We start from the raw sequence: 18,498 nt of genomic DNA on the forward strand, positions 1-18,498 counted from the left end.
TTATGGTAATGCCACCCGGTGCGTTGGCGAGATTGCTTTTAAGTCATAAGCACGACCGTTTTCATTGAAATAATTTTCGTATGATTTCTCGTATTCAGAGCTTACTTGTTGACGGAGCTTACGCTGTCTCTCTCTGTTTTCAGGACGAATATCAGGAATTGCTGATATTAGGCGCTTCGTATAAATATGTTGCGGATTACTATAAATTTCTGCACTAGTTGCTTCTTCGACAATGCGTCCGCGATACATAACACCGATACGATCACACATATGACGAATTACACCTAAATCATGACTAATGAATAAGTATGTTAGTCCGAGCTCAGCTTGTAAATCTTGCAAGAAGTTTAATACTTGTGCTTGTACAGAGACGTCAAGCGCAGATACTGGCTCATCAGCAATAATAAGCTTCGGTTTTAATGTAAGAGCACGTGCAATACCAATCCGCTGCCTTTGCCCGCCGGAAAATTCATGTGGATATTTATAAATTGACTCTGGATTTAGACCAACTTTATCAAGATATTCTTGAACCGCTCTACGTTCTTCATCAGGTGAGAGCTTCTCAAAATTTCGAAGAGGCTCAGCAATAATGTCGAGAACACGTTTCTTCGGATTTAATGATGAATAAGGATCTTGGAAAATCATTTGAATATCTTTTCGTTGTTCACGTAGCTCGGAGCGACTTAATTTTGTTAAATCTCTATTATTAAAATGAATGCTACCCTCTGTTGCTTTCGTTAAATGCATAATTGCTTTACCCGTTGTTGATTTGCCACTTCCAGATTCACCAACGATCCCGTATGTTTCACCCGGTTGTAATTCAAAACTTACACCATCGACAGCACGCACGTAATCTAATGTGCGGCCGAAGAAACCACCTTTAATTGGAAAATGTACTTTTAAATCTTCTACTTTAAGCAGTGCCATGAGCTACGTCATCTCCTTTCTTATCTTGGAAGTTGAAATGCTTGTAGCAAGTACAACGTACCCAATGGTCTGGTTTTACTTCATGTAAAATTGGATTTTCCTCGTGTTGATCAGGTCTAATCCATGGAATTCGAGCTTGGAAGCGACAACCTGTGCGAGGAAGCTTCGCTAACGAAGGAACGACCCCTTGAATTACATGCAATTTTTCTTTTTCACCATACGCAGATGGAATGGAGTTTAATAGAGAACGAGTATATGGGTGAAGAGGGTTGTTAAAAATCTCTACAACTTTTCCTGTCTCTACAACTTGTCCAGCGTACATAACGACGATACGATCTGCTGTTTCTGCGACAACACTTAAATCATGAGTAATTAAAATGATGCCCATTTTCGTTTGTTCTTGAATAGATTTTAGTAAGTCTAAAATTTGTGCTTGGATGGTTACGTCAAGAGCCGTTGTTGGCTCATCCGCAATAATGAGTGCTGGGTTACAAGCAATTGCAATTGCGATAACAATTCTTTGTCTCATTCCGCCAGATAATTCGTGTGGGTATTGTTTATATGTAAGTTCTGGTTTTGGAATACCAACTTGATGAAGTAGTTCTAAGGTGCGTTCTTTTTTTTCAACTTTTGAAAGGCTTGTGTGGTAGTCTAAGTTTTCTTCGATTTGTTTTCCAACTGTCATAAGAGGATCGAGTGCTGTAAGAGGTTCTTGGAAAATCATACCGATGTTTGATCCGCGTACTTTATTCATCTCTGCGGCTGACATAGTTAGTAGATCCTTATCTCTATAGTTAAGCTGCCCTTGTAATTTTGTATTTGCTTCATTATGCAGTCGCATAATAGAAAGGGCAAGTGCACTTTTTCCGCAACCTGATTCACCAACTATCGCGACAATTTCATTTTCATGGACAGTTAACGAAACATCATCAACTGCGGCATGATAGTGATCTTGTATGCGAAAGGAAGTCTGTAAGTTTTCAATGCGAAGAAGTGGATTCTTCATGGCTATCCCTCCATCTTTTCTGAAAAGACTAAATATTTTGTATGTTGTTGTTATTTTAATATAAATTGACAATGTTTGACAAGCATAAGTTGAGAAAATATTCAAAAATCTTTTTATACAGAGATTGAATGCTGTTATATAAGGGATTGAAGTTAGTTGAAAACGCTAACATATATGTGAGAGGGAAATAAATCTTTTGTAAGAAAAAAGTATTATATGTAGAAAAAAGAGAGGTGTTCTGGAAAGAACAGTCTCTCTTTTTTTGATAAGAATAATATTAGTACTTAAGCTTGTTTTGGTTTTGCAGATCCTGTCTTTAAAGTAAGAGCAAGGAAGAACATTGCAAGTACACAAGATACAAGTAATAAGATGAATCCGCCATCCCATCCGAATGCATCGACGATAAAGCCCATAGCTGCGCTAGCAAAAGTAGCTCCACCTAGGTAACCGAAGAACCCAGTTAAACCAGCGGCAGTTCCAGCAGCTTTTTTTGGTGCTAAGTCTAGTGCGTGTAGGCCGATTAACATAACAGGTCCGTAAATTAAAAATCCAATCGCGACAAGTGCGATACTATCAACCATTGGATTACCAGGAGGGTTTAGCCAGTAAACAAGAACGGCGATAAATACACCAACCATAAATAAAATACCAGCAGGTGCGCGGCGCCCTTTAAATAGTTTATCACTCATCCATCCGCAAAGAAGTGTACCTGGAATACCAGCCCATTCATATAGAGCGTAAGCTGTACGGGAGCTACTATGAGTGAAACTTTTTTCCTCTACTAAATAGGTAGGAGCCCAGTCTACAACGCCGTAACGTACGAAATAAACGAAAACGTTCGCGATAGCGATGTACCATAAAAATTTATTGTTTAGTACGTATTTAAATAAAATTTCTTTTACTGAAAGTTCGCGTTCTCGATCTTTTACTTTTTCATCTGATGGATATTCTCCAGTATGTTCTTCGATAGAAGGTAATCCACAAGATTGAGGTGTATCTCTCATCGTAATTAATACATAAATACCAACTAAAATTGAAAGAATACCTGGGAAGTAAAAAATACTCTTCCAGTCATTTGCGAAGAAGTATAAGCCTAATGTCACAAGAGAAGGCATAAGCGCGCCACCGACATTATGAGCAACGTTCCAAATAGACATTTTTGTACCACGTTCACTAATAGAGAACCAGTGAACCATCGTACGACCACAAGGAGGCCATCCCATACCTTGTACCCATCCATTTAAAAACTGAAGGACAAACATAAGTATAATGCTCGTTGTAATGAAAGAAAATGAGCCGAAAATAATATTAATGATACCTGATAAAAATAGCCCAGCTGCTAAAAAGTAGCGAGGATTACAACGGTCGGATACGATACCCATAAGAAATTTACTTAATCCGTAAGCGATAGATACTGCTGAAAGGATAACCCCAAGTTCCCCTTTACTAAAGCCTTGTTCGATTAAGTATGGCATCGCTAGTGAAAAGTTTTTTCGAACAAAGTAGTAACCTGCGTAGCCGATGAAGATACCTAAGAATACTTGTAAACGTAATTTACGGTATTCGCTATCAACGCGATCAGCTGGTAAGCGTTCCGCGTGGGGCGCAGGCTTAAATAATTGTGTGAAAAACATAAAATGAAAATCCTCCCCTAATGAATTCGAAATGTTGTAAGTCAGAGAGAATATAAAAAGGCCATGAAATATAAAAAAGTTTCCTTTTTTATGATTCATAGCCGTATACTCCGATTCTCCGTGACTGTCAATATTAACTTCGTCGAAAATTATACAACTTTGTGACAGAAATGTAAACGTTTTTATAAATAAAAAGTGTTGACGGATTTTGTTCGTGGGATTAATATTTAAATATGTTAAATATTTTATTGCTTAAATAAGAGGTGGATAACATGCCAAATGATATGACGCATATCGATAAAATTCAAGCTCTTGCCTTTTCAATTGGAAAGAAAATGCAGACGGAGTTATTAGAACAAATGCAAGCAACAGGACTTACACCACCGCAGTTTTATATTTTAAAGATTTTAGATCATTACGGTGCTTCAAGAGCGACAAAATTAGCAAAAAAGATGTATGTAAAGCCTAGTGCAATTACAGTGATGATTGATCGCCTAATTGACCAAGAGCTTGTAGAACGCTATCACGACAAAGATGACCGTCGTGTTGTCATCATTGAGTTAACAAAAAAGGGGAAAGCTAGAGTAGAAGAGGCAATGACCGCTCGTAATGAGCATATTGCAAAATATTTCTCACATTTAGAATTACAAGAAAGAGAAGATTTGTTACGCCTCTTTGAGAAGTTAGAAACAATTATTTGCGGGACACAAGAGAAAAAAGAGAATAACTAAGAGGAATTGAGGAGATTACATGGAGCAACAAGAAAACATAAATAGAAAGTTGCTGTTAATTGGTTTAATAATCGCGATGCTATTTGCTGCATTAGATGGAACGATTGTTGGTACAGCAATGCCGCGTATCGTCGGTGAACTAGGCGGATTAAGTTTAATGACGTGGTTAACAACAGCTTATATGTTAACATCAACGACAGTTGTACCAATTGCAGGTAAATTAGCGGATTTACTTGGCCGTCGTAACGTATATATTACAGGACTAGTTATCTTTATGGTTGGTTCGGCGTTATGTGGTATGGCAAATGGTATGACGGAATTAATTATTTTCCGTGGTATTCAAGGTCTTGGTGGCGGTATTATGATGCCAATGGCTATGATTATTATCGGAGATATGTTTACGGGAAAAGAACGTGCGAAATGGCAAGGTATTTTTGGTGCGTTATACGGTCTTGCTTCTGTAATTGGACCACAAGTGGGTGGTTGGATTGTAGACGCAGTGAACTGGAGATGGGTATTCTACATTAACTTACCAGTTGGTATTTTAGCAACAATCTTTATTGCAATGGGATTAAAGTCACATAAACAAACAGGACCGATCAAGATTGATATTGCTGGAATCTTTACGATGATTCTCGGTGTTGTAAGTTTATTACTTGCATTAACGTTTGGCGGAAAAGATTATCCATGGGATTCTTGGCAAATTATAGGTTTATTTGCATTAGCTCTAATTGGTATTATTAGCTTTGTTATCGTTGAAACGAAAGCAGAAGAACCGATTTTACCGATGCATTTCTTTAAAAATCGCACGTTTACAATACTGAATGCGATTGGTTTCTTTATGAGTATCGGAATGTTCGGTGCGATTATGTTCGTACCATTCTTCATGCAAGGAATTGTAGGAGTAAGTGCTGCTGAATCAGGAACAATTATGACACCGATGATGATTACAATGATAGTGATGAGTATTATCGGCGGTCAACTTGTATTAAAAGTTGGTGTGAAACCACAAATTATTACAGGGATGCTTATTATGGCTGGTGGTTTCTGGTTATTAACAACGATGGATATGCACACGACTAAACTTACTGCTACTTTCTATATGAGTATTATCGGTTTAGGAATGGGTCTTGTTATGCCGACATTAACATTAGCGTTACAAGAAAGTTTCCCGAAAAAAGATCTTGGAGTCGTAACATCATCAAGTCAGTTCTTCCGTCAAATCGGTGGAACATTTGGTATTACAATTTTAGGGTCAATCATGAATAACACTTCAGGTACAACATTAACAAATAAATTAGTACCTGTATTAGATACGTTCCCGAAAGAAGCGGGCCAAATGGTAACGAAATTTAAAGATATGATTCACACAGATCCACAAGGTTTATATTCGATGCTATTTAGTCCAGAAGCATTAAAACAAATGCCAGAAGCATTCGCTAACAGCATTGTACCAATCTTGAAAAACTCTTTAGTAGACTCACTTCATACTGTATTCTTAACAGGATTAGTATTTATCATAGTAGGCGCTATCTTTACAATTTTCTTACAGAAGATTAAACTGTCAGATCGTAAAAAAGATGCTGAAGAGCCAGCTACAGAGGAAAAAGAACAAACTGTATCCTATTCGTAATGAAAAAGCATCGCCTTATGGCGGTGCTTTTTTGAGTATAACCTTAAAAGCTTTTTCGTGAGAAATGATTGACGTATTTCTAGAAATACGTTATATTATTTTCTGTAAACGGTTACATGGAATGGAATGGAGAGGAAAGAGAATGAGTACGATTAAAGACGTTGCGAAATTAGCGGGAGTATCTGTGGCGACCGTTTCCAGAGTGTTAAATAAAAATGGATATGTTCATGAAGATACATTAAAGAAAGTAGAACGAGCGATTGAGATGCTAGATTATAAACCTAGTACAGTAGCGCGTTCATTGTATAATAAAAAATCACGTTTAATTGGCTTAGTTGTTCCAAATATCGTGAATCCATTCTTTCCAGAAGTTGCACGTGCCGTAGAAGATGTAGCGCATAAACAAGGATACACAGTTGTCCTTTGTAACTCTGATGAGAGTTTAGAGAAAGAAAAGCAATATATTGATGTACTTAGGCAAAATAATGTGGATGGATTTATTGTAGCAACGAATCCACAAAATAGTGTTAATTACATGAAGTTGTCTGTTCCAGTTGTTGCAATTGACCGTATGTTTAATGAGCGTATCCCTACTGTATATGCAGATAACTATGCAGGGAGTCAGGCAGCGACAAAGCTATTAATAGATAAAGGCTGTAAACATATTGCGCATATTCGTGGACCGCGTGATGTAAGCACTGCTAATGAACGTTTTGAAGGTTTTGTAGACGTTATTACACAAAATAATCTTTCTTATATGATTGCGGAGAGTACATTTGATCCAGCTAATAGTGAGCGTGTAGCAGTGGAATTATTAGAAGAATACCCACATATTGATGGAATTGTTGCTGGAAATGATTTAATCGCAATAGGTATTGTAAAGGCTGCACTCCAAAAGGGGATTTCTATTCCAGATGATTTACAAATTATCGGATTCGATGGAATTTCTTTAACAGAAATGATGTATCCATCTATTACAACTGTTGCACAGCCAATTTATGAAATGGGAAAAATTGCAACAGAGCTGTTGTTAGAGCAGATGGAAGGAAGCGTATTAGAAGAGAAACACTATCGTTTACCGATTGAAATTATAGAACGAAATACAACGAAGTAAGGAGATGAAACAGATGCCAAATATTGCAGTGGTAGGTAGTATTTCAATGGACTTAGTGGCTGTTTCAAAAAAACGTCCGAAAGCAGGAGAAACAGTAATTGGTGAAGCATTTCATACAATCCCAGGAGGGAAAGGAGCCAACCAAGCAGTTGCTGCAGCTAGATTAGGCGCAAATGTAGCGATGGTTGGAGCGGTTGGAAACGATAATTATGGAACTGTAGTTAGGAACAATTTAGAGAACGAACGCGTTTTTATCGACTATGTGGTACCGGTTACAGATACGGCGACAGGAATTGCTCATATCGTTTTAGCAGAAGAGGATAACAGTATTGTTGTCGTGCAAGGGGCGAATGCTCTTGTAAATGAGTCGGTTGTAGATCGTTCAAAAGATCTTCTTATAAAAGCAGATATGGTTGTTCTTCAACTAGAGATCCCACTTGAAACAGTAAAATATGTATTGGCTATTTGTGAGGAGCATAATATTCCAGTTATGTTAAATCCAGCGCCAGCACAAGTGTTATCAGAAGATGTTTTAGAAAAGGCAACTTATATTACACCAAATGAACATGAGTGTCGCATCGTATTAGATGATTTCACGTCACCAATTGAAGGTTTACTGGCTAAATATCCAAATAAACTATTGATAACAGAAGGTTCTAAAGGTGTTCGTTTCCATAATGGTACGGAGATTGTACATGTTCCTAGCATCGCTGTTGATGTAGTAGATACGACTGGAGCTGGTGATACATTCAATGGTGCATTAGCAGTTGCGCTTTCTGAAGGAGAAACACTTCAAAAAGCAATTCGTTTTGCGAATATTGCTGGTGGTCTTTCTGTAACGAGACTTGGAGCACAGGGCGGTATGCCAACGAGAGATAGAGTACGTGAAGTGCAGGTGATTGTCGGATGAAAAAGCACGGTGTATTAAACAGTGAGATTGCATCAGTCCTTGCTTCACTTGGACATACAGATACGATTGTAATCGCAGACTGCGGGTTACCAATTCCTGACGGAGTAAAACGAATTGATTTAGCTGTTGAGATTGGAAAACCTAGCTTTTTAGACGTATTGCAAGTGGTAGCTAATGATATGGCAATTGAAAAAGTAACGTTAGCAGAAGAAGTCATTAATAATAATGCGGAAGTAAATAAAGAAATCGAGCTGAAATTAATAGAGCCAGCATTTGAATATGTATCGCATGAACAATTTAAAGAGCACACGAAGAAATCGAAAGCAATTATTCGTACAGGAGAGGCTACTCCTTATGCCAATGTAATTTTACATGCAGGCGTGATTTTTTAATAAAAGGAAGTGATGGGAATGCGTATTGAAATGAAAAATATTTCAAAGGCGTTCAATGGCAATCCTGTTTTGAAGAATGCACAGTTTATGATTGAAACAGGGGAAGTCCATGCATTGATGGGGGAAAATGGAGCGGGCAAATCAACGCTCATGAAAATTTTAACAGGTGTATACAAAAAAGATGGTGGAACAATCACGATTGATGGACAAGAACGAACTTTTAAAAATGCGAAAGAAGCAGAAGAGTACGGTATTGCATTTATACATCAAGAATTGAACATATTATCGAATTTAACAGTAGCTGAAAATATGTTTCTCGGTAAAGAGTTAATGTATGGGAAGACAGGTATTTTGCGTACGCGTCAAATGAACGCGATTGCGCAGCAGCAACTAGCGGAGTTAGGGTTACATGTAAAAGGCGCTATGTTGGCAGGAGAGTTATCGGTTGGACAACAGCAAATTATCGAAATTGCGAAAGCGTTAATGACAAACGCGAGCGTTATTATTATGGATGAACCTACAGCTGCATTAACAGATCGTGAAATTGAAACGTTGTTTACTGTCATTAATAAATTACGTAAAGAAGGCGTTTCGTTCGTTTATATCTCACACCGAATGGAAGAAATTTTTTCAATATGTGATGCCATTACGATTTTACGTGATGGGGAATACGTAGGAAAGAGACTCATTCCGGAAACATCATTTGATGAAGTAGTGAGTATGATGGTGGGGCGCAGCATTGGTGAACGTTACCCAGAGCGAAATAGTCAAATTGGCGATGTCATTTTTGAGATGCGTAACGGAACGAAAAAAGGGAAGTTTGAAAATGTTTCGTTTCAAGTAAGAAAAGGTGAAATCCTTGGTGTTGCTGGCTTGATGGGAGCTGGCCGTACAGATATTATGAAAGCGATATTTGGATACGAACCTTTAGATTCTGGCCAAATTTTTATAAATGGACAAGAAGTAAAGATTGATAGTCCGATAGATGCGATTAGACAAAGAATAGCTTTTATTACAGAGGATAGAAAATCTGAAGGGTTAGTTTTAGATTTCTCAATTCGAGAAAATTTAGCTTTACCGAATTTAGAAAGTCTTTCAAAGGGAAGTGTCTTAAGTAACGAACTAGAACAACAGTTTACAGCGGATATGATGAAACTTCTTAATGTGAAAGCAGCTAGTGGAGAGCAAGCGGTGAAATCTCTTTCTGGTGGAAATCAGCAAAAGGTTGTTATTGCAAAATGGCTAGGTATCCACCCGCAGTTACTCATTTTAGATGAGCCAACAAGAGGTGTAGATGTTGGAGCGAAAAAAGAAATTTACTCTATTATGAATAAGCTTACTGAGCAAGGCGATGCCGTTATTATGGTATCATCTGAGCTTCCAGAAGTTTTAGGAATGAGTGATCGTGTTCTTGTTATTCATGAAGGAAAGGTCGGCGGCATTTTAGAGAAAGATGAGGCATCACAAGAGTCTATTATGGCACTAGCTACAGGGGGAGAGTAAGGATGGCTAAGAAGGGGAATGTATTACAACAACTCGGTTCTTTAATCGGTTTAGTATTAATTATCGTCGTAATTACAGCTTTAAATCCGGCATTTATTGAGATTCCAAATTTATTTAATATACTGCGTCAAGTATCGATTAATGCGCTTATTGCATTCGGAATGACCTTTGTAATTTTAACAGGGGGTATTGACTTATCGGTAGGTTCTATTTTAGCATTATCAAGTGCACTTGTTGCTGGAATGATGGCAAGTGGCATGGACCCGTTCCTTGCGATGGCAGTTGGATTATTAGCTGGTCTTGTAATGGGAATTGTAAACGGTATCATCATAGCGAAGGGAAAAGTAGCTCCATTTATTGCAACTTTAGCAACAATGACTATTTTTCGTGGGTTGACGCTTGTTTATATGGACGGACGTCCGATCACTGGTCTGGGTGATCATTTAATGTTCCAAATGTTTGGCCGCGGTTATTTTCTTGGTATTCCGGTACCAGCTGTTACAATGATGATCGCTTTCGCAGTACTGTACTTCATTTTGAAGAAAACGACATTTGGTCGCCGTACATTTGCAATTGGTGGAAATGAAGAAGCAGCAGCATTATCAGGTATTAATGTTACGAGAATTAAAGTAATGATTTACGGTCTTTCCGGAATTTTGGCAGCGCTTGCAGGTATAGTCTTAACATCACGACTAGATTCTGCACAGCCAACTGCAGGTACTTCTTACGAATTAGATGCAATTGCAGCAGTTGTATTAGGTGGAACAAGTCTTTCTGGGGGAAGAGGATGGATTGTTGGTACATTCATCGGTGTACTTATTATCGGTGTACTAAATAACGGTTTAAATTTATTAGGTGTATCTTCTTTCTTCCAACAAGTTGTAAAAGGACTTGTAATCTTACTAGCTGTATTAATTGATCGCCGAAAAGAAGCGTAATGGAGGGATAGTTCATGAAGAAATGGTTACTTATACTCGTTGCATGTATTATGGTCATTACTGCTGGTTGTTCAATGGAACCACCAGAATGGGCAAAGGATTCTAGCGATAAAGGTCGAAATAAAACTATTAAAGTTGGATTCTCTGTTTCAACTTTAAACAATCCATTTTTTGTGACTTTGAAAAAAGGAGCAGAAAAGCAAGCGAAAGCAAGCGGCATTGAATTGATTGCTGTTGATGCACAAAATGATGCAGCAAAGCAAACAAATGATGTTGAAGATTTAATTCAAAAAGGTGTCGATGTAGTTGTTATTAATCCAACCGATTCAGATGCTGTTGCTTCAGCAGTAAGTGCGGCAAATGCAGCGAATGTCCCTGTTATTACTGTAGACCGCGTTGCAAATTCAGGTAAAGTTGTTTCTCACATTGCCTCTAATAATATTGAAGGTGGTCAAATGGCTAGTGATTACATTCGTGAATTAGTTGGCGGGGGAGCAAACGTTGCTGAATTAGAAGGAATCCCTGGCTCTTCTGCTGCTCGCGAGCGCGGGAAAGGATTCCACAACGTAGCGGATAAGTCTTTAAAAGTAGTTGCAAAACAAGCAGCTGATTTTGATAGAGCAAAAGGATTATCTGTTATGGAAAACATTTTGCAAGCAAATGGTGATATTAAAGCCGTGTTTGCGCATAACGATGAAATGGCATTAGGGGCACTTGAAGCATTGAAGTCTGCTGGAAAAACAGATGTAGTCGTTGTTGGTTTTGATGCAACAGAAGATGCTGTAAAAGCGGTTAACGATGGGCGTATGGCTGCAACAGTTGCTCAAAAACCGGAATTAATCGGGGAGAAGGCGATGCAAACAGCAAAAGAGATAACACAAGGTAAAAAAGTGGACAAATCTATTCCGATTGAATTAGAGCTTATTAAGAAAAACAAATAAATATAAAATGAAAATCAGGAAGGAAGAATAACAAATGAAATTCTTTATTGATACAGCAAACATTAACGAAATTAAAGAGGCAAATGCATTAGGCGTATTAGCTGGAGTAACGACAAATCCATCACTTGTAGCAAAAGAAGGCGTAGATTTCCACGAGCGTATTCGTGAAATTTGCAACGTTGTAGAAGGACCTGTAAGTGCAGAAGTAATTAGCTTAGAAGCTGATAAAATGATCGAAGAAGGAAAAGAGTTAGCGAAAATTGCTCCAAACGTTGTTGTAAAAGTACCAATGACAACGGAAGGTTTAAAAGCAGTAAAAGCATTCTCTGATTTAGGAATTCGTACAAACGTTACATTAGTATTCTCAGCAGTTCAAGCATTACTTGCAGCTCGTGCTGGTGCAACATACGTTTCACCATTCTTAGGTCGCTTAGACGATATCGGTCATAACGGTATGGACCTAATCCGCCAAATCGCAGAAATCTTTGCAATTCACGGCATTGAAACAGAAATTATTGCAGCATCTGTACGTCACAGTGTTCACGTAACAGAGGCAGCATTAAACGGTTCACATATTGCAACAATCCCAGCAAACGTAATTGCTTCATTAGTGAAGCACCCATTAACAGATCAAGGAATTGAGAAATTCTTAGCTGATTGGGAAAAAACACAAGAGAAATAATAGAAAATCGAGAATCCTAGTTTAATTGACTAGGGTTCTTATTTATTTAAAAGAATTTTCATGCAATTTTGCATATTGTCTTTTAAATTTGTTATATAAGCTATTTAATATATACAAATCACTTTTTATTTTTCATATTTCGACATAAAAAGGTAGAGGTTCTGACCAGAAAACTGGAGGGGCATGATTCTATAACAGAAAGCTTAACGTTTATAGAATTATGCCTTTTTATATAGGGAGGGCAGAAAGTGGGGATTTCGATTTAAATACACTAATTTATCTGAATTTTAAGTTTTATAAAAGGAGAGAAATAGAATGAGAAGAAAAGCGCCATTTAAAGTGTTATCATCTTTAGCAATTGCGGCAATTATCGGATGCACATCTGTAATGAGTACTCCGCTAGCATACGCAGAAACGACAGTAAAAGAGAAAGACAATGTATCTACAACACCAATTGATTACAATTTAATTCAAGAAGATCGTTTAGCGGAAGCGTTGAAAGAAAGAGGAACAATTAATCCAGCATCTTCTAAAGAAGAGACGAAAAAAGCTGTAGAAAAGTATATTGAAAAGAAACAAGGCGATCAGGCAAATAAAGAAATTCTTCCAGCGGATACTGCTAAAGAGGCATCTGATTTCGTGAAAAAAGTAAAAGAGAAGAAAATGGAGGAAAAGGAGAAAGTAAAGAAACCTGAAAAAAATGTTAGTCCTGAGCAAAAACCAGAACCAAATAAAAAGCAATTGAATGGACAAGTCCCAACTTCTAAAGCAAAGCAAGCGCCATATAAAGGGTCTGTTCGAACTGATAAAGTATTAGTATTACTCGTTGAATTTAGTGATTATAAACATAATAATATTGATCAAACACCAGGGTATATGTATTCGAATGACTTTAGTAGAGAGCATTATCAAAAAATGTTATTTGGTAATGAACCGTACACATTATTTGATGGTTCAAAAGTAAAAACGTTTAAACAATATTATGAAGAGCAGTCTGGTGGAAGTTATACGACAGATGGATATGTAACGGAATGGCTAACTGTTCCAGGAAAAGCGTCTGACTACGGTGCTGATGGTAGTAGTGGTCACGATAATAAAGGACCAAAAGGCGCACGTGATTTAGTGAAAGAAGCTTTACATGCAGCTGCTGAGAAAGGGTTAGATTTATCTCAATTTGATCAATTCGATAGATATGATACAAATGGTGATGGAAATCAAAATGAGCCTGATGGTGTAATTGATCATTTAATGGTAATCCATGCTGGTGTTGGTCAAGAAGCTGGTGGCGGTAAATTAGGTGATGATGCAATTTGGTCACATCGTTCAAAATTAGCAATAGATCCAGTAGCGGTTGAAGGTACAAAATCAAAGGTAGATTACTTTGGTGGAAAAGTAGCGGCACATGATTATACAATTGAACCAGAAGATGGAGCAGTAGGTGTATTTGCGCATGAATTTGGACATGATCTTGGCTTACCAGATGAATATGACACGAAATATACTGGAACTGGTTCACCTGTCGAAGCGTGGTCATTAATGAGTGGAGGTAGTTGGACAGGGAAAATTGCAGGAACAGAGCCAACTAGTTTCTCACCACAAAATAAAGACTTCTTACAAAAGAATATGGGCGGCAACTGGGCAAAAATTTTAGAAGTAGATTACGATAAAATTAAGCGTGGAGTAGGAATTCCTACATATATTGATCAAAGTGTTACGAAATCCAATCGTCCAGGCGTTGTACGTGTTAACTTACCGGGTAAGAGTGTTGAAACGATTAAACCGGAGTTTGGAAAGCATGCATATTATAGTACAAGAGGAGATGATATGCATACAACACTAGAGACACCATTCTTTGATTTAACAAAAGGAACAAATGCAAAATTCGATTATAAAGCAAATTATGAGTTAGAAGCAGAGTGCGATTTTGTCGAAGTGCATGCAGTAACAGAAGATGGAACGAAAACGTTAATTGATAGACTTGGAGAAAAAGTATTCCAAGAAGATAAAGATACAACAGATGGAAAATGGATGGATAAATCATATGATTTAAGTCAATTTAAAGGGAAAAAAGTGAAACTGCAATTCGATTATATTACAGATCCGGCTGTAACATATAAAGGTTTCGCGATGGATAATGTAAATGTAACTGTTGATGGACAAGTTGTATTTTCTGATGATACAGAAGGACAGGCTAAAATGAATTTAAATGGTTTTGTTGTTTCTGATGGGACAGAAAAGAAAGCTCATTATTACTACTTAGAGTGGAGAAACTATGCGGGATCAGATAATGGATTAAAAGCAGGAAAAGGTCCAGTGTATAATACAGGTCTTGTCGTTTGGTATGCAGATGATAGCTTCAAAGATAACTGGGTTGGGGTGCATCCAGGTGAAGGATTCCTTGGTGTTGTGGATTCGCATCCAGAGGCATTTGTTGGGAATTTAAACGGAAGACCAACTTACGGTAATACAGGTATGCAAATTGCAGATGCTGCATTTTCATTTGATCAAACACCAGCATGGAGTGCAAATTCACTAACACGTGGACAGTTTAACTATTCTGGATTACAAGGTGTTACAACATTTGATGATTCAAAAGTATATAGTAACAAACAAATTGCAGATGCAGGAAGAAAAGTTCCAAACCTTGGACTTAAATTCCAAGTTGTTGGACAGGCAGAGGATAAATCGGCAGGCGCTGTTTGGATTAAACGTTAATAACATAAAAGCACATTCTTCATATGAAGAGTGTGCTTTTCAATTTGTACAGTAAGTTATTATTTTAGCTTATGTAATACAAGTGTCTGTCCATATGTAGTGTATCAAATTATGTGGGGAAAGGAAATATTTCCGAGGAAATTGTCGAAGTATCGTTGGTATTTATACACTTTTTTTGTAAAAGAAGAACTGCAGTGTTGCCTTTACAGTTCAATTTATTTACATTGTTATTTGGTTAGACACAAAAGTAATATATTAGGCAAAAAAAGACAATGATGGAATTAACCCATCATTGTCTTTTTTACTTTGCTGTTTGCTTTACTTTTTATTTTGCTTCTTACATAAATCATTCCAGCGAATGTTAATAAGAATGCAGTTCCGATAACGAAGCTGACGCTAGGGGATGCCCCGATTGCACCAACTGTAAAGGATCCAGCAACAACTCCTAATGAGAAGAAAGCATAAAACAATCCGAATGCTTTTCCGCGCTTATCATCTGTCGTATTTTCAACAAGTAATGCATTTATCGATGGGAAAAGGATAGCGAATCCAATGCCATAAATCATCATAACGATAAAGAGCATACCTTTTGTTGCGAATAATCCAAGTAAAGATAACGCGAATGCCATTACTGCAATCCCAATTAGCATGAGTTTTGAACGATTAAATCGATCGTAAATACGGTTTGTTGGCAGCAAGAAGAAGAGGATAGCGGTAATGCCGAATACACTTAACATCATGCCTGTTGTAGATGCTTTAAGTGCTAATGCCTCAACTTTCACTGGTAGCATATAAGTGACAATTCCTTGTGAAAACATTAGCGTGAAGGCACCAATATATGCTTGCAATAACGGTTCTGATTTCAATAGTTCAATCATATCCTTTTTGTTCATCATTTGTGTTCTTGAAGTATCTTTTCTTGATACGTTATTTGGTAAGAAGAATAGAGATACGATTGTACCAAGGACCATTAAAATAGAAATGGTAATGAACACCCACTCTATACCAGCAGTTGCTTTCATAATTCCACTGAAAGCCGGTCCTACAATTGCCGCTGTTCCAACAGCAGCACCAGATAGGGCCATTGCCTTACCTTGTCTTGCTGAATTTGTTTGTTTTGATAAAAACGTAAAGGCAGCAGGAATTAAAAATCCGTCACTAAAGCCGTGCATAAAGCGCACAACTAATAGTTGTTCACCACTTTGAACAACGGTGTATAACAAGACTATGAAACTCGTAAGTCCCATGCTTATATAAAGTATTTTTTTTGCACCAAATTTATCGACAGCAGCGCCAGCAATAATATTACCGATCATATTAGCGAATGAGTACATACCGACAACTAGCCCAATAATAAGAGGAGATCCTCCAAGACTTTGAGCGAACGTACTCATAATAGGTAATTGTGAAAATGTATCTAGAAACGCTACGATAACAATAAAGTAAATAAAATATTTCAAGCGATATTCACCTCTCCTATGCTATTATGGCATAATGCTAATTTCAACCGCAATGAAATTAGCATTAACAGATGTGGAAAAAAGTACAAAGTGACAAAATATTGAACGTTATTTGTTAAAATTTAGTGGGAATGAGATTGTTTTTTTGAAATATCTGGATAGAAGTATTATAATAGATTTGTAAACTTCACCAGGTTAAGTATATACGTAGAGAGGGATGTATAAAATGAAAGCATTACTTTGGCATAATCAACGCGATGTACGAGTAGAAGAAGTACCAGAACCAACTGTAAGACCAGGAGCAGTTAAGATTAAAGTGAAATGGTGTGGTATCTGCGGAACAGACTTGCATGAATATTTAGCAGGACCTATTTTTATTCCAACAGAAGAGCACCCATTAACACACGTAAAAGCACCGGTTATTTTAGGTCATGAGTTTAGTGGTGAGGTAGTTGAAATCGGTGAAGGCGTTACTTCTCATAAAGTGGGAGATCGCGTCGTTGTAGAACCAATTTATTCTTGTGGTAAATGTGAAGCTTGTAAACATGGACATTACAATGTTTGTGAACAACTTGTTTTCCACGGTCTTGGCGGAGACGGCGGCGGTTTCTCTGAATATACAGTAGTACCAGAAGATATGGTCCACCATATTCCTGATGAAATGACGTATGAACAAGGTGCACTTGTAGAACCAGCAGCGGTAGCAGTTCATGCAGTACGTCAAAGTAAATTAAAAGAAGGGGAAGCTGTAGCAGTATTTGGTTGTGGTCCAATTGGACTTCTTGTCATTCAAGCAGCTAAAGCAGCAGGAGCAACTCCTGTTATTGCAGTAGAACTTTCTAAAGAACGTCAAGAGTTAGCAAAATTAGCAGGTGCGGATTATGTATTAAATCCAGCTACTCAAGATGTACTAGCAGAAATTCGTAACTTAACAAATGGTTTAGGTGTAAATGTGAGCTTTGAAGTAACAGGTGTCGAAGTAGTACTTCGTCAAGCGATTGAAAGTACAAGCTTTGAAGGACAAACTGTAATTGTTAGTGTGTGGGAAAAAGATGCGACAATTACGCCAAACAACCTTGTACTAAAAGAAAAAGAAGTTATCGGTATTCTTGGATACCGTCATATCTTCCCAGCTGTTATTAAATTAATTAGCTCTGGCCAAATTCAAGCAGAGAAATTAATTACGAAAAAAATCACAGTGGATCAAGTTGTTGAAGAAGGATTTGAAGCACTTGTAAAAGATAAAACACAAGTGAAAATTCTTGTTTCACCTAAATAATAGAGAATAGTAAAAAGTAGCTCTTTTCTAGAAATAGAAGAGGGCTCCTTTTTTTCTATACAGAAAGGTGATAGACTTTCCTTTAACTACAGGTATTTTGTTTGGAAGGGGAAGTCTAATGCTTTCATTTATGTTGACATTGAAACGAATGCTAAAAGCTTGTTTACGAGCGTGGAAAGATAAAGAATTTCAAGTGTTATTCGTATTAACATTTTTAACATTAACATCTGGTACGATTTTTTATAGTACAGTTGAAGGGTTACGTCCTCTTGACGCTTTATATTTTAGTGTGGTCACGTTGACGACTGTCGGTGATGGGAATTTTAGTCCGCAAACTGATTTCGGAAAGATATTTACAATCTTATACATATTTATTGGGATTGGATTAGTGTTTGGATTTATTCATAAGTTGGCAGTTAATGTACAACTACCAAGTATATTATCGAATAGAAAAAAAGAGTAAAGCATGTGGATGCTTTACTCTTTTTTTACATTAGTTTAGACAATCATTCGTAGTAGCTTAACAATACTTTACTACAATATAAGTGCATTCATTCATTATATTCACTATGTATAAAGTTATAATGATATTAACATTTGCATATTTTAATTTATTGATAGAAATTTCATGAA

General features: G+C 37.2%; 16 protein-coding genes. 12 read left to right on the forward strand and 4 right to left on the reverse strand.

Annotation, left to right across the window (positions count from 1 at the left end):
* From JDS99_RS16045 to glpT, 3 genes are all read right to left on the reverse strand, one after another.
* Positions 1 to 927: an ABC transporter ATP-binding protein gene (locus JDS99_RS16045; protein WP_001196372.1), complete on the reverse strand. Its 927-nt coding sequence runs from the start codon at positions 925 to 927 to the stop codon at positions 1 to 3.
* Positions 914 to 1,933 (reverse strand): ABC transporter ATP-binding protein, encoded by a 1,020-nt coding sequence (locus tag JDS99_RS16050; RefSeq protein ID WP_199695350.1) that lies wholly within the window; start codon positions 1,931 to 1,933, stop codon positions 914 to 916. The genes JDS99_RS16045 and JDS99_RS16050 overlap by 14 nt, the downstream gene beginning before the upstream one ends.
* 284 nt (positions 1,934 to 2,217) lie before the next feature.
* A complete protein-coding gene (gene glpT / locus JDS99_RS16055) occupies positions 2,218 to 3,567 on the reverse strand; it encodes a glycerol-3-phosphate transporter (RefSeq protein ID WP_088061884.1) in 1,350 nt (449 codons plus the stop codon).
* A 272-nt stretch (positions 3,568 to 3,839) separates the two neighbouring features.
* Here glpT and JDS99_RS16060 point away from each other — a divergent pair, with 272 nt between their 5' ends.
* The 10 genes from JDS99_RS16060 (at position 3,840) to inhA2 (ending at position 15,126) form a co-directional block, all read left to right on the forward strand.
* The gene (locus JDS99_RS16060; protein ID WP_001132358.1) at positions 3,840 to 4,298 is read left to right on the forward strand and encodes a MarR family winged helix-turn-helix transcriptional regulator; all 459 of its coding nucleotides are present in this window, start codon (positions 3,840 to 3,842) and stop codon (positions 4,296 to 4,298) included.
* 19 nt (positions 4,299 to 4,317) lie between these two features.
* Positions 4,318 to 5,931, forward strand: coding sequence for an MDR family MFS transporter (locus JDS99_RS16065; protein ID WP_088061886.1), 1,614 nt, complete (start codon positions 4,318 to 4,320; stop codon positions 5,929 to 5,931).
* 142 nt (positions 5,932 to 6,073) lie between these two features.
* Positions 6,074 to 7,045 carry a ribose operon transcriptional repressor RbsR gene (gene rbsR, locus JDS99_RS16070; RefSeq protein ID WP_088061888.1) on the forward strand — a complete coding sequence of 324 codons (972 nt, stop codon included), beginning with the start codon at positions 6,074 to 6,076 and terminating at the stop codon, positions 7,043 to 7,045.
* 13 nt (positions 7,046 to 7,058) lie between these two features.
* Positions 7,059 to 7,955: a ribokinase gene (gene rbsK, locus JDS99_RS16075; protein WP_199695351.1), complete on the forward strand. Its 897-nt coding sequence runs from the start codon at positions 7,059 to 7,061 to the stop codon at positions 7,953 to 7,955.
* Positions 7,952 to 8,347 (forward strand): D-ribose pyranase, encoded by a 396-nt coding sequence (gene rbsD / locus JDS99_RS16080; protein WP_088608983.1) that lies wholly within the window; start codon positions 7,952 to 7,954, stop codon positions 8,345 to 8,347. The genes rbsK and rbsD overlap by 4 nt, the downstream gene beginning before the upstream one ends.
* Positions 8,348 to 8,365: 18 nt before the next feature.
* Positions 8,366 to 9,850, forward strand: coding sequence for a ribose ABC transporter ATP-binding protein RbsA (gene rbsA / locus JDS99_RS16085; protein WP_046953796.1), 1,485 nt, complete (start codon positions 8,366 to 8,368; stop codon positions 9,848 to 9,850).
* A gap of 2 nt (positions 9,851 to 9,852) precedes the next feature.
* The gene (locus JDS99_RS16090; protein WP_001074641.1) at positions 9,853 to 10,788 is read left to right on the forward strand and encodes an ABC transporter permease subunit; all 936 of its coding nucleotides are present in this window, start codon (positions 9,853 to 9,855) and stop codon (positions 10,786 to 10,788) included.
* Positions 10,789 to 10,802: 14 nt separating this feature from the next.
* Positions 10,803 to 11,729, forward strand: coding sequence for a ribose ABC transporter substrate-binding protein RbsB (rbsB, locus tag JDS99_RS16095; protein WP_087983326.1), 927 nt, complete (start codon positions 10,803 to 10,805; stop codon positions 11,727 to 11,729).
* A 34-nt stretch (positions 11,730 to 11,763) separates the two neighbouring features.
* Positions 11,764 to 12,411 (forward strand): fructose-6-phosphate aldolase, encoded by a 648-nt coding sequence (gene fsa / locus JDS99_RS16100; RefSeq protein WP_000667662.1) that lies wholly within the window; start codon positions 11,764 to 11,766, stop codon positions 12,409 to 12,411.
* A 315-nt stretch (positions 12,412 to 12,726) separates the two neighbouring features.
* Positions 12,727 to 15,126: a M6 family metalloprotease immune inhibitor InhA2 gene (inhA2, locus tag JDS99_RS16105; RefSeq protein ID WP_199695352.1), complete on the forward strand. Its 2,400-nt coding sequence runs from the start codon at positions 12,727 to 12,729 to the stop codon at positions 15,124 to 15,126.
* Positions 15,127 to 15,407: 281 nt separating this feature from the next.
* Here inhA2 and JDS99_RS16110 read toward each other — a convergent pair whose 3' ends face one another.
* On the reverse strand, positions 15,408 to 16,586 hold the full coding sequence (locus tag JDS99_RS16110) for an MFS transporter (protein ID WP_087983321.1): 1,179 nt from the start codon (positions 16,584 to 16,586) through the stop codon (positions 15,408 to 15,410).
* A gap of 226 nt (positions 16,587 to 16,812) precedes the next feature.
* Between JDS99_RS16110 and bdhA the strand changes: the two genes are divergently transcribed.
* Complete coding sequence (gene bdhA, locus JDS99_RS16115) at positions 16,813 to 17,865, forward strand: (R,R)-butanediol dehydrogenase (RefSeq protein ID WP_000645832.1); 1,053 nt, start codon at positions 16,813 to 16,815, stop codon at positions 17,863 to 17,865.
* 118 nt (positions 17,866 to 17,983) lie between these two features.
* Positions 17,984 to 18,328 (forward strand): potassium channel family protein, encoded by a 345-nt coding sequence (locus tag JDS99_RS16120; RefSeq protein WP_000948236.1) that lies wholly within the window; start codon positions 17,984 to 17,986, stop codon positions 18,326 to 18,328.
* The last annotated feature ends 170 nt before the right edge of the window (positions 18,329 to 18,498 follow it).

It is taken from the genome of Bacillus cereus group sp. N6, assembly GCF_016483705.1.
In the GTDB taxonomy this organism is placed as follows: Bacteria; Bacillota; Bacilli; order Bacillales; family Bacillaceae_G; genus Bacillus_A; species Bacillus_A wiedmannii.

What these genes read in the sequence shown, in the direction of transcription:
- rbsK (WP_199695351.1), top strand. Translation starts at nt 7,059, where the DNA reads ATGCCAAATATTGCAGTGGTAGGTAGTATTTCAATGGACTTAGTGGCT.
- JDS99_RS16090 (WP_001074641.1), top strand. Translation starts at nt 9,853, where the DNA reads ATGGCTAAGAAGGGGAATGTATTACAACAACTCGGTTCTTTAATCGGT.
- rbsD (WP_088608983.1), top strand. Translation starts at nt 7,952, where the DNA reads ATGAAAAAGCACGGTGTATTAAACAGTGAGATTGCATCAGTCCTTGCT.
- rbsA (WP_046953796.1), top strand. Translation starts at nt 8,366, where the DNA reads ATGCGTATTGAAATGAAAAATATTTCAAAGGCGTTCAATGGCAATCCT.
- fsa (WP_000667662.1), top strand. Translation starts at nt 11,764, where the DNA reads ATGAAATTCTTTATTGATACAGCAAACATTAACGAAATTAAAGAGGCA.
- glpT (WP_088061884.1), bottom strand. Translation starts at nt 3,567, where the DNA reads ATGTTTTTCACACAATTATTTAAGCCTGCGCCCCACGCGGAACGCTTA.
- bdhA (WP_000645832.1), top strand. Translation starts at nt 16,813, where the DNA reads ATGAAAGCATTACTTTGGCATAATCAACGCGATGTACGAGTAGAAGAA.
- JDS99_RS16050 (WP_199695350.1), bottom strand. Translation starts at nt 1,933, where the DNA reads ATGAAGAATCCACTTCTTCGCATTGAAAACTTACAGACTTCCTTTCGC.
- JDS99_RS16065 (WP_088061886.1), top strand. Translation starts at nt 4,318, where the DNA reads ATGGAGCAACAAGAAAACATAAATAGAAAGTTGCTGTTAATTGGTTTA.
- rbsR (WP_088061888.1), top strand. Translation starts at nt 6,074, where the DNA reads ATGAGTACGATTAAAGACGTTGCGAAATTAGCGGGAGTATCTGTGGCG.
- JDS99_RS16045 (WP_001196372.1), bottom strand. Translation starts at nt 927, where the DNA reads ATGGCACTGCTTAAAGTAGAAGATTTAAAAGTACATTTTCCAATTAAA.
- inhA2 (WP_199695352.1), top strand. Translation starts at nt 12,727, where the DNA reads ATGAGAAGAAAAGCGCCATTTAAAGTGTTATCATCTTTAGCAATTGCG.
- rbsB (WP_087983326.1), top strand. Translation starts at nt 10,803, where the DNA reads ATGAAGAAATGGTTACTTATACTCGTTGCATGTATTATGGTCATTACT.
- JDS99_RS16120 (WP_000948236.1), top strand. Translation starts at nt 17,984, where the DNA reads ATGCTTTCATTTATGTTGACATTGAAACGAATGCTAAAAGCTTGTTTA.
- JDS99_RS16060 (WP_001132358.1), top strand. Translation starts at nt 3,840, where the DNA reads ATGCCAAATGATATGACGCATATCGATAAAATTCAAGCTCTTGCCTTT.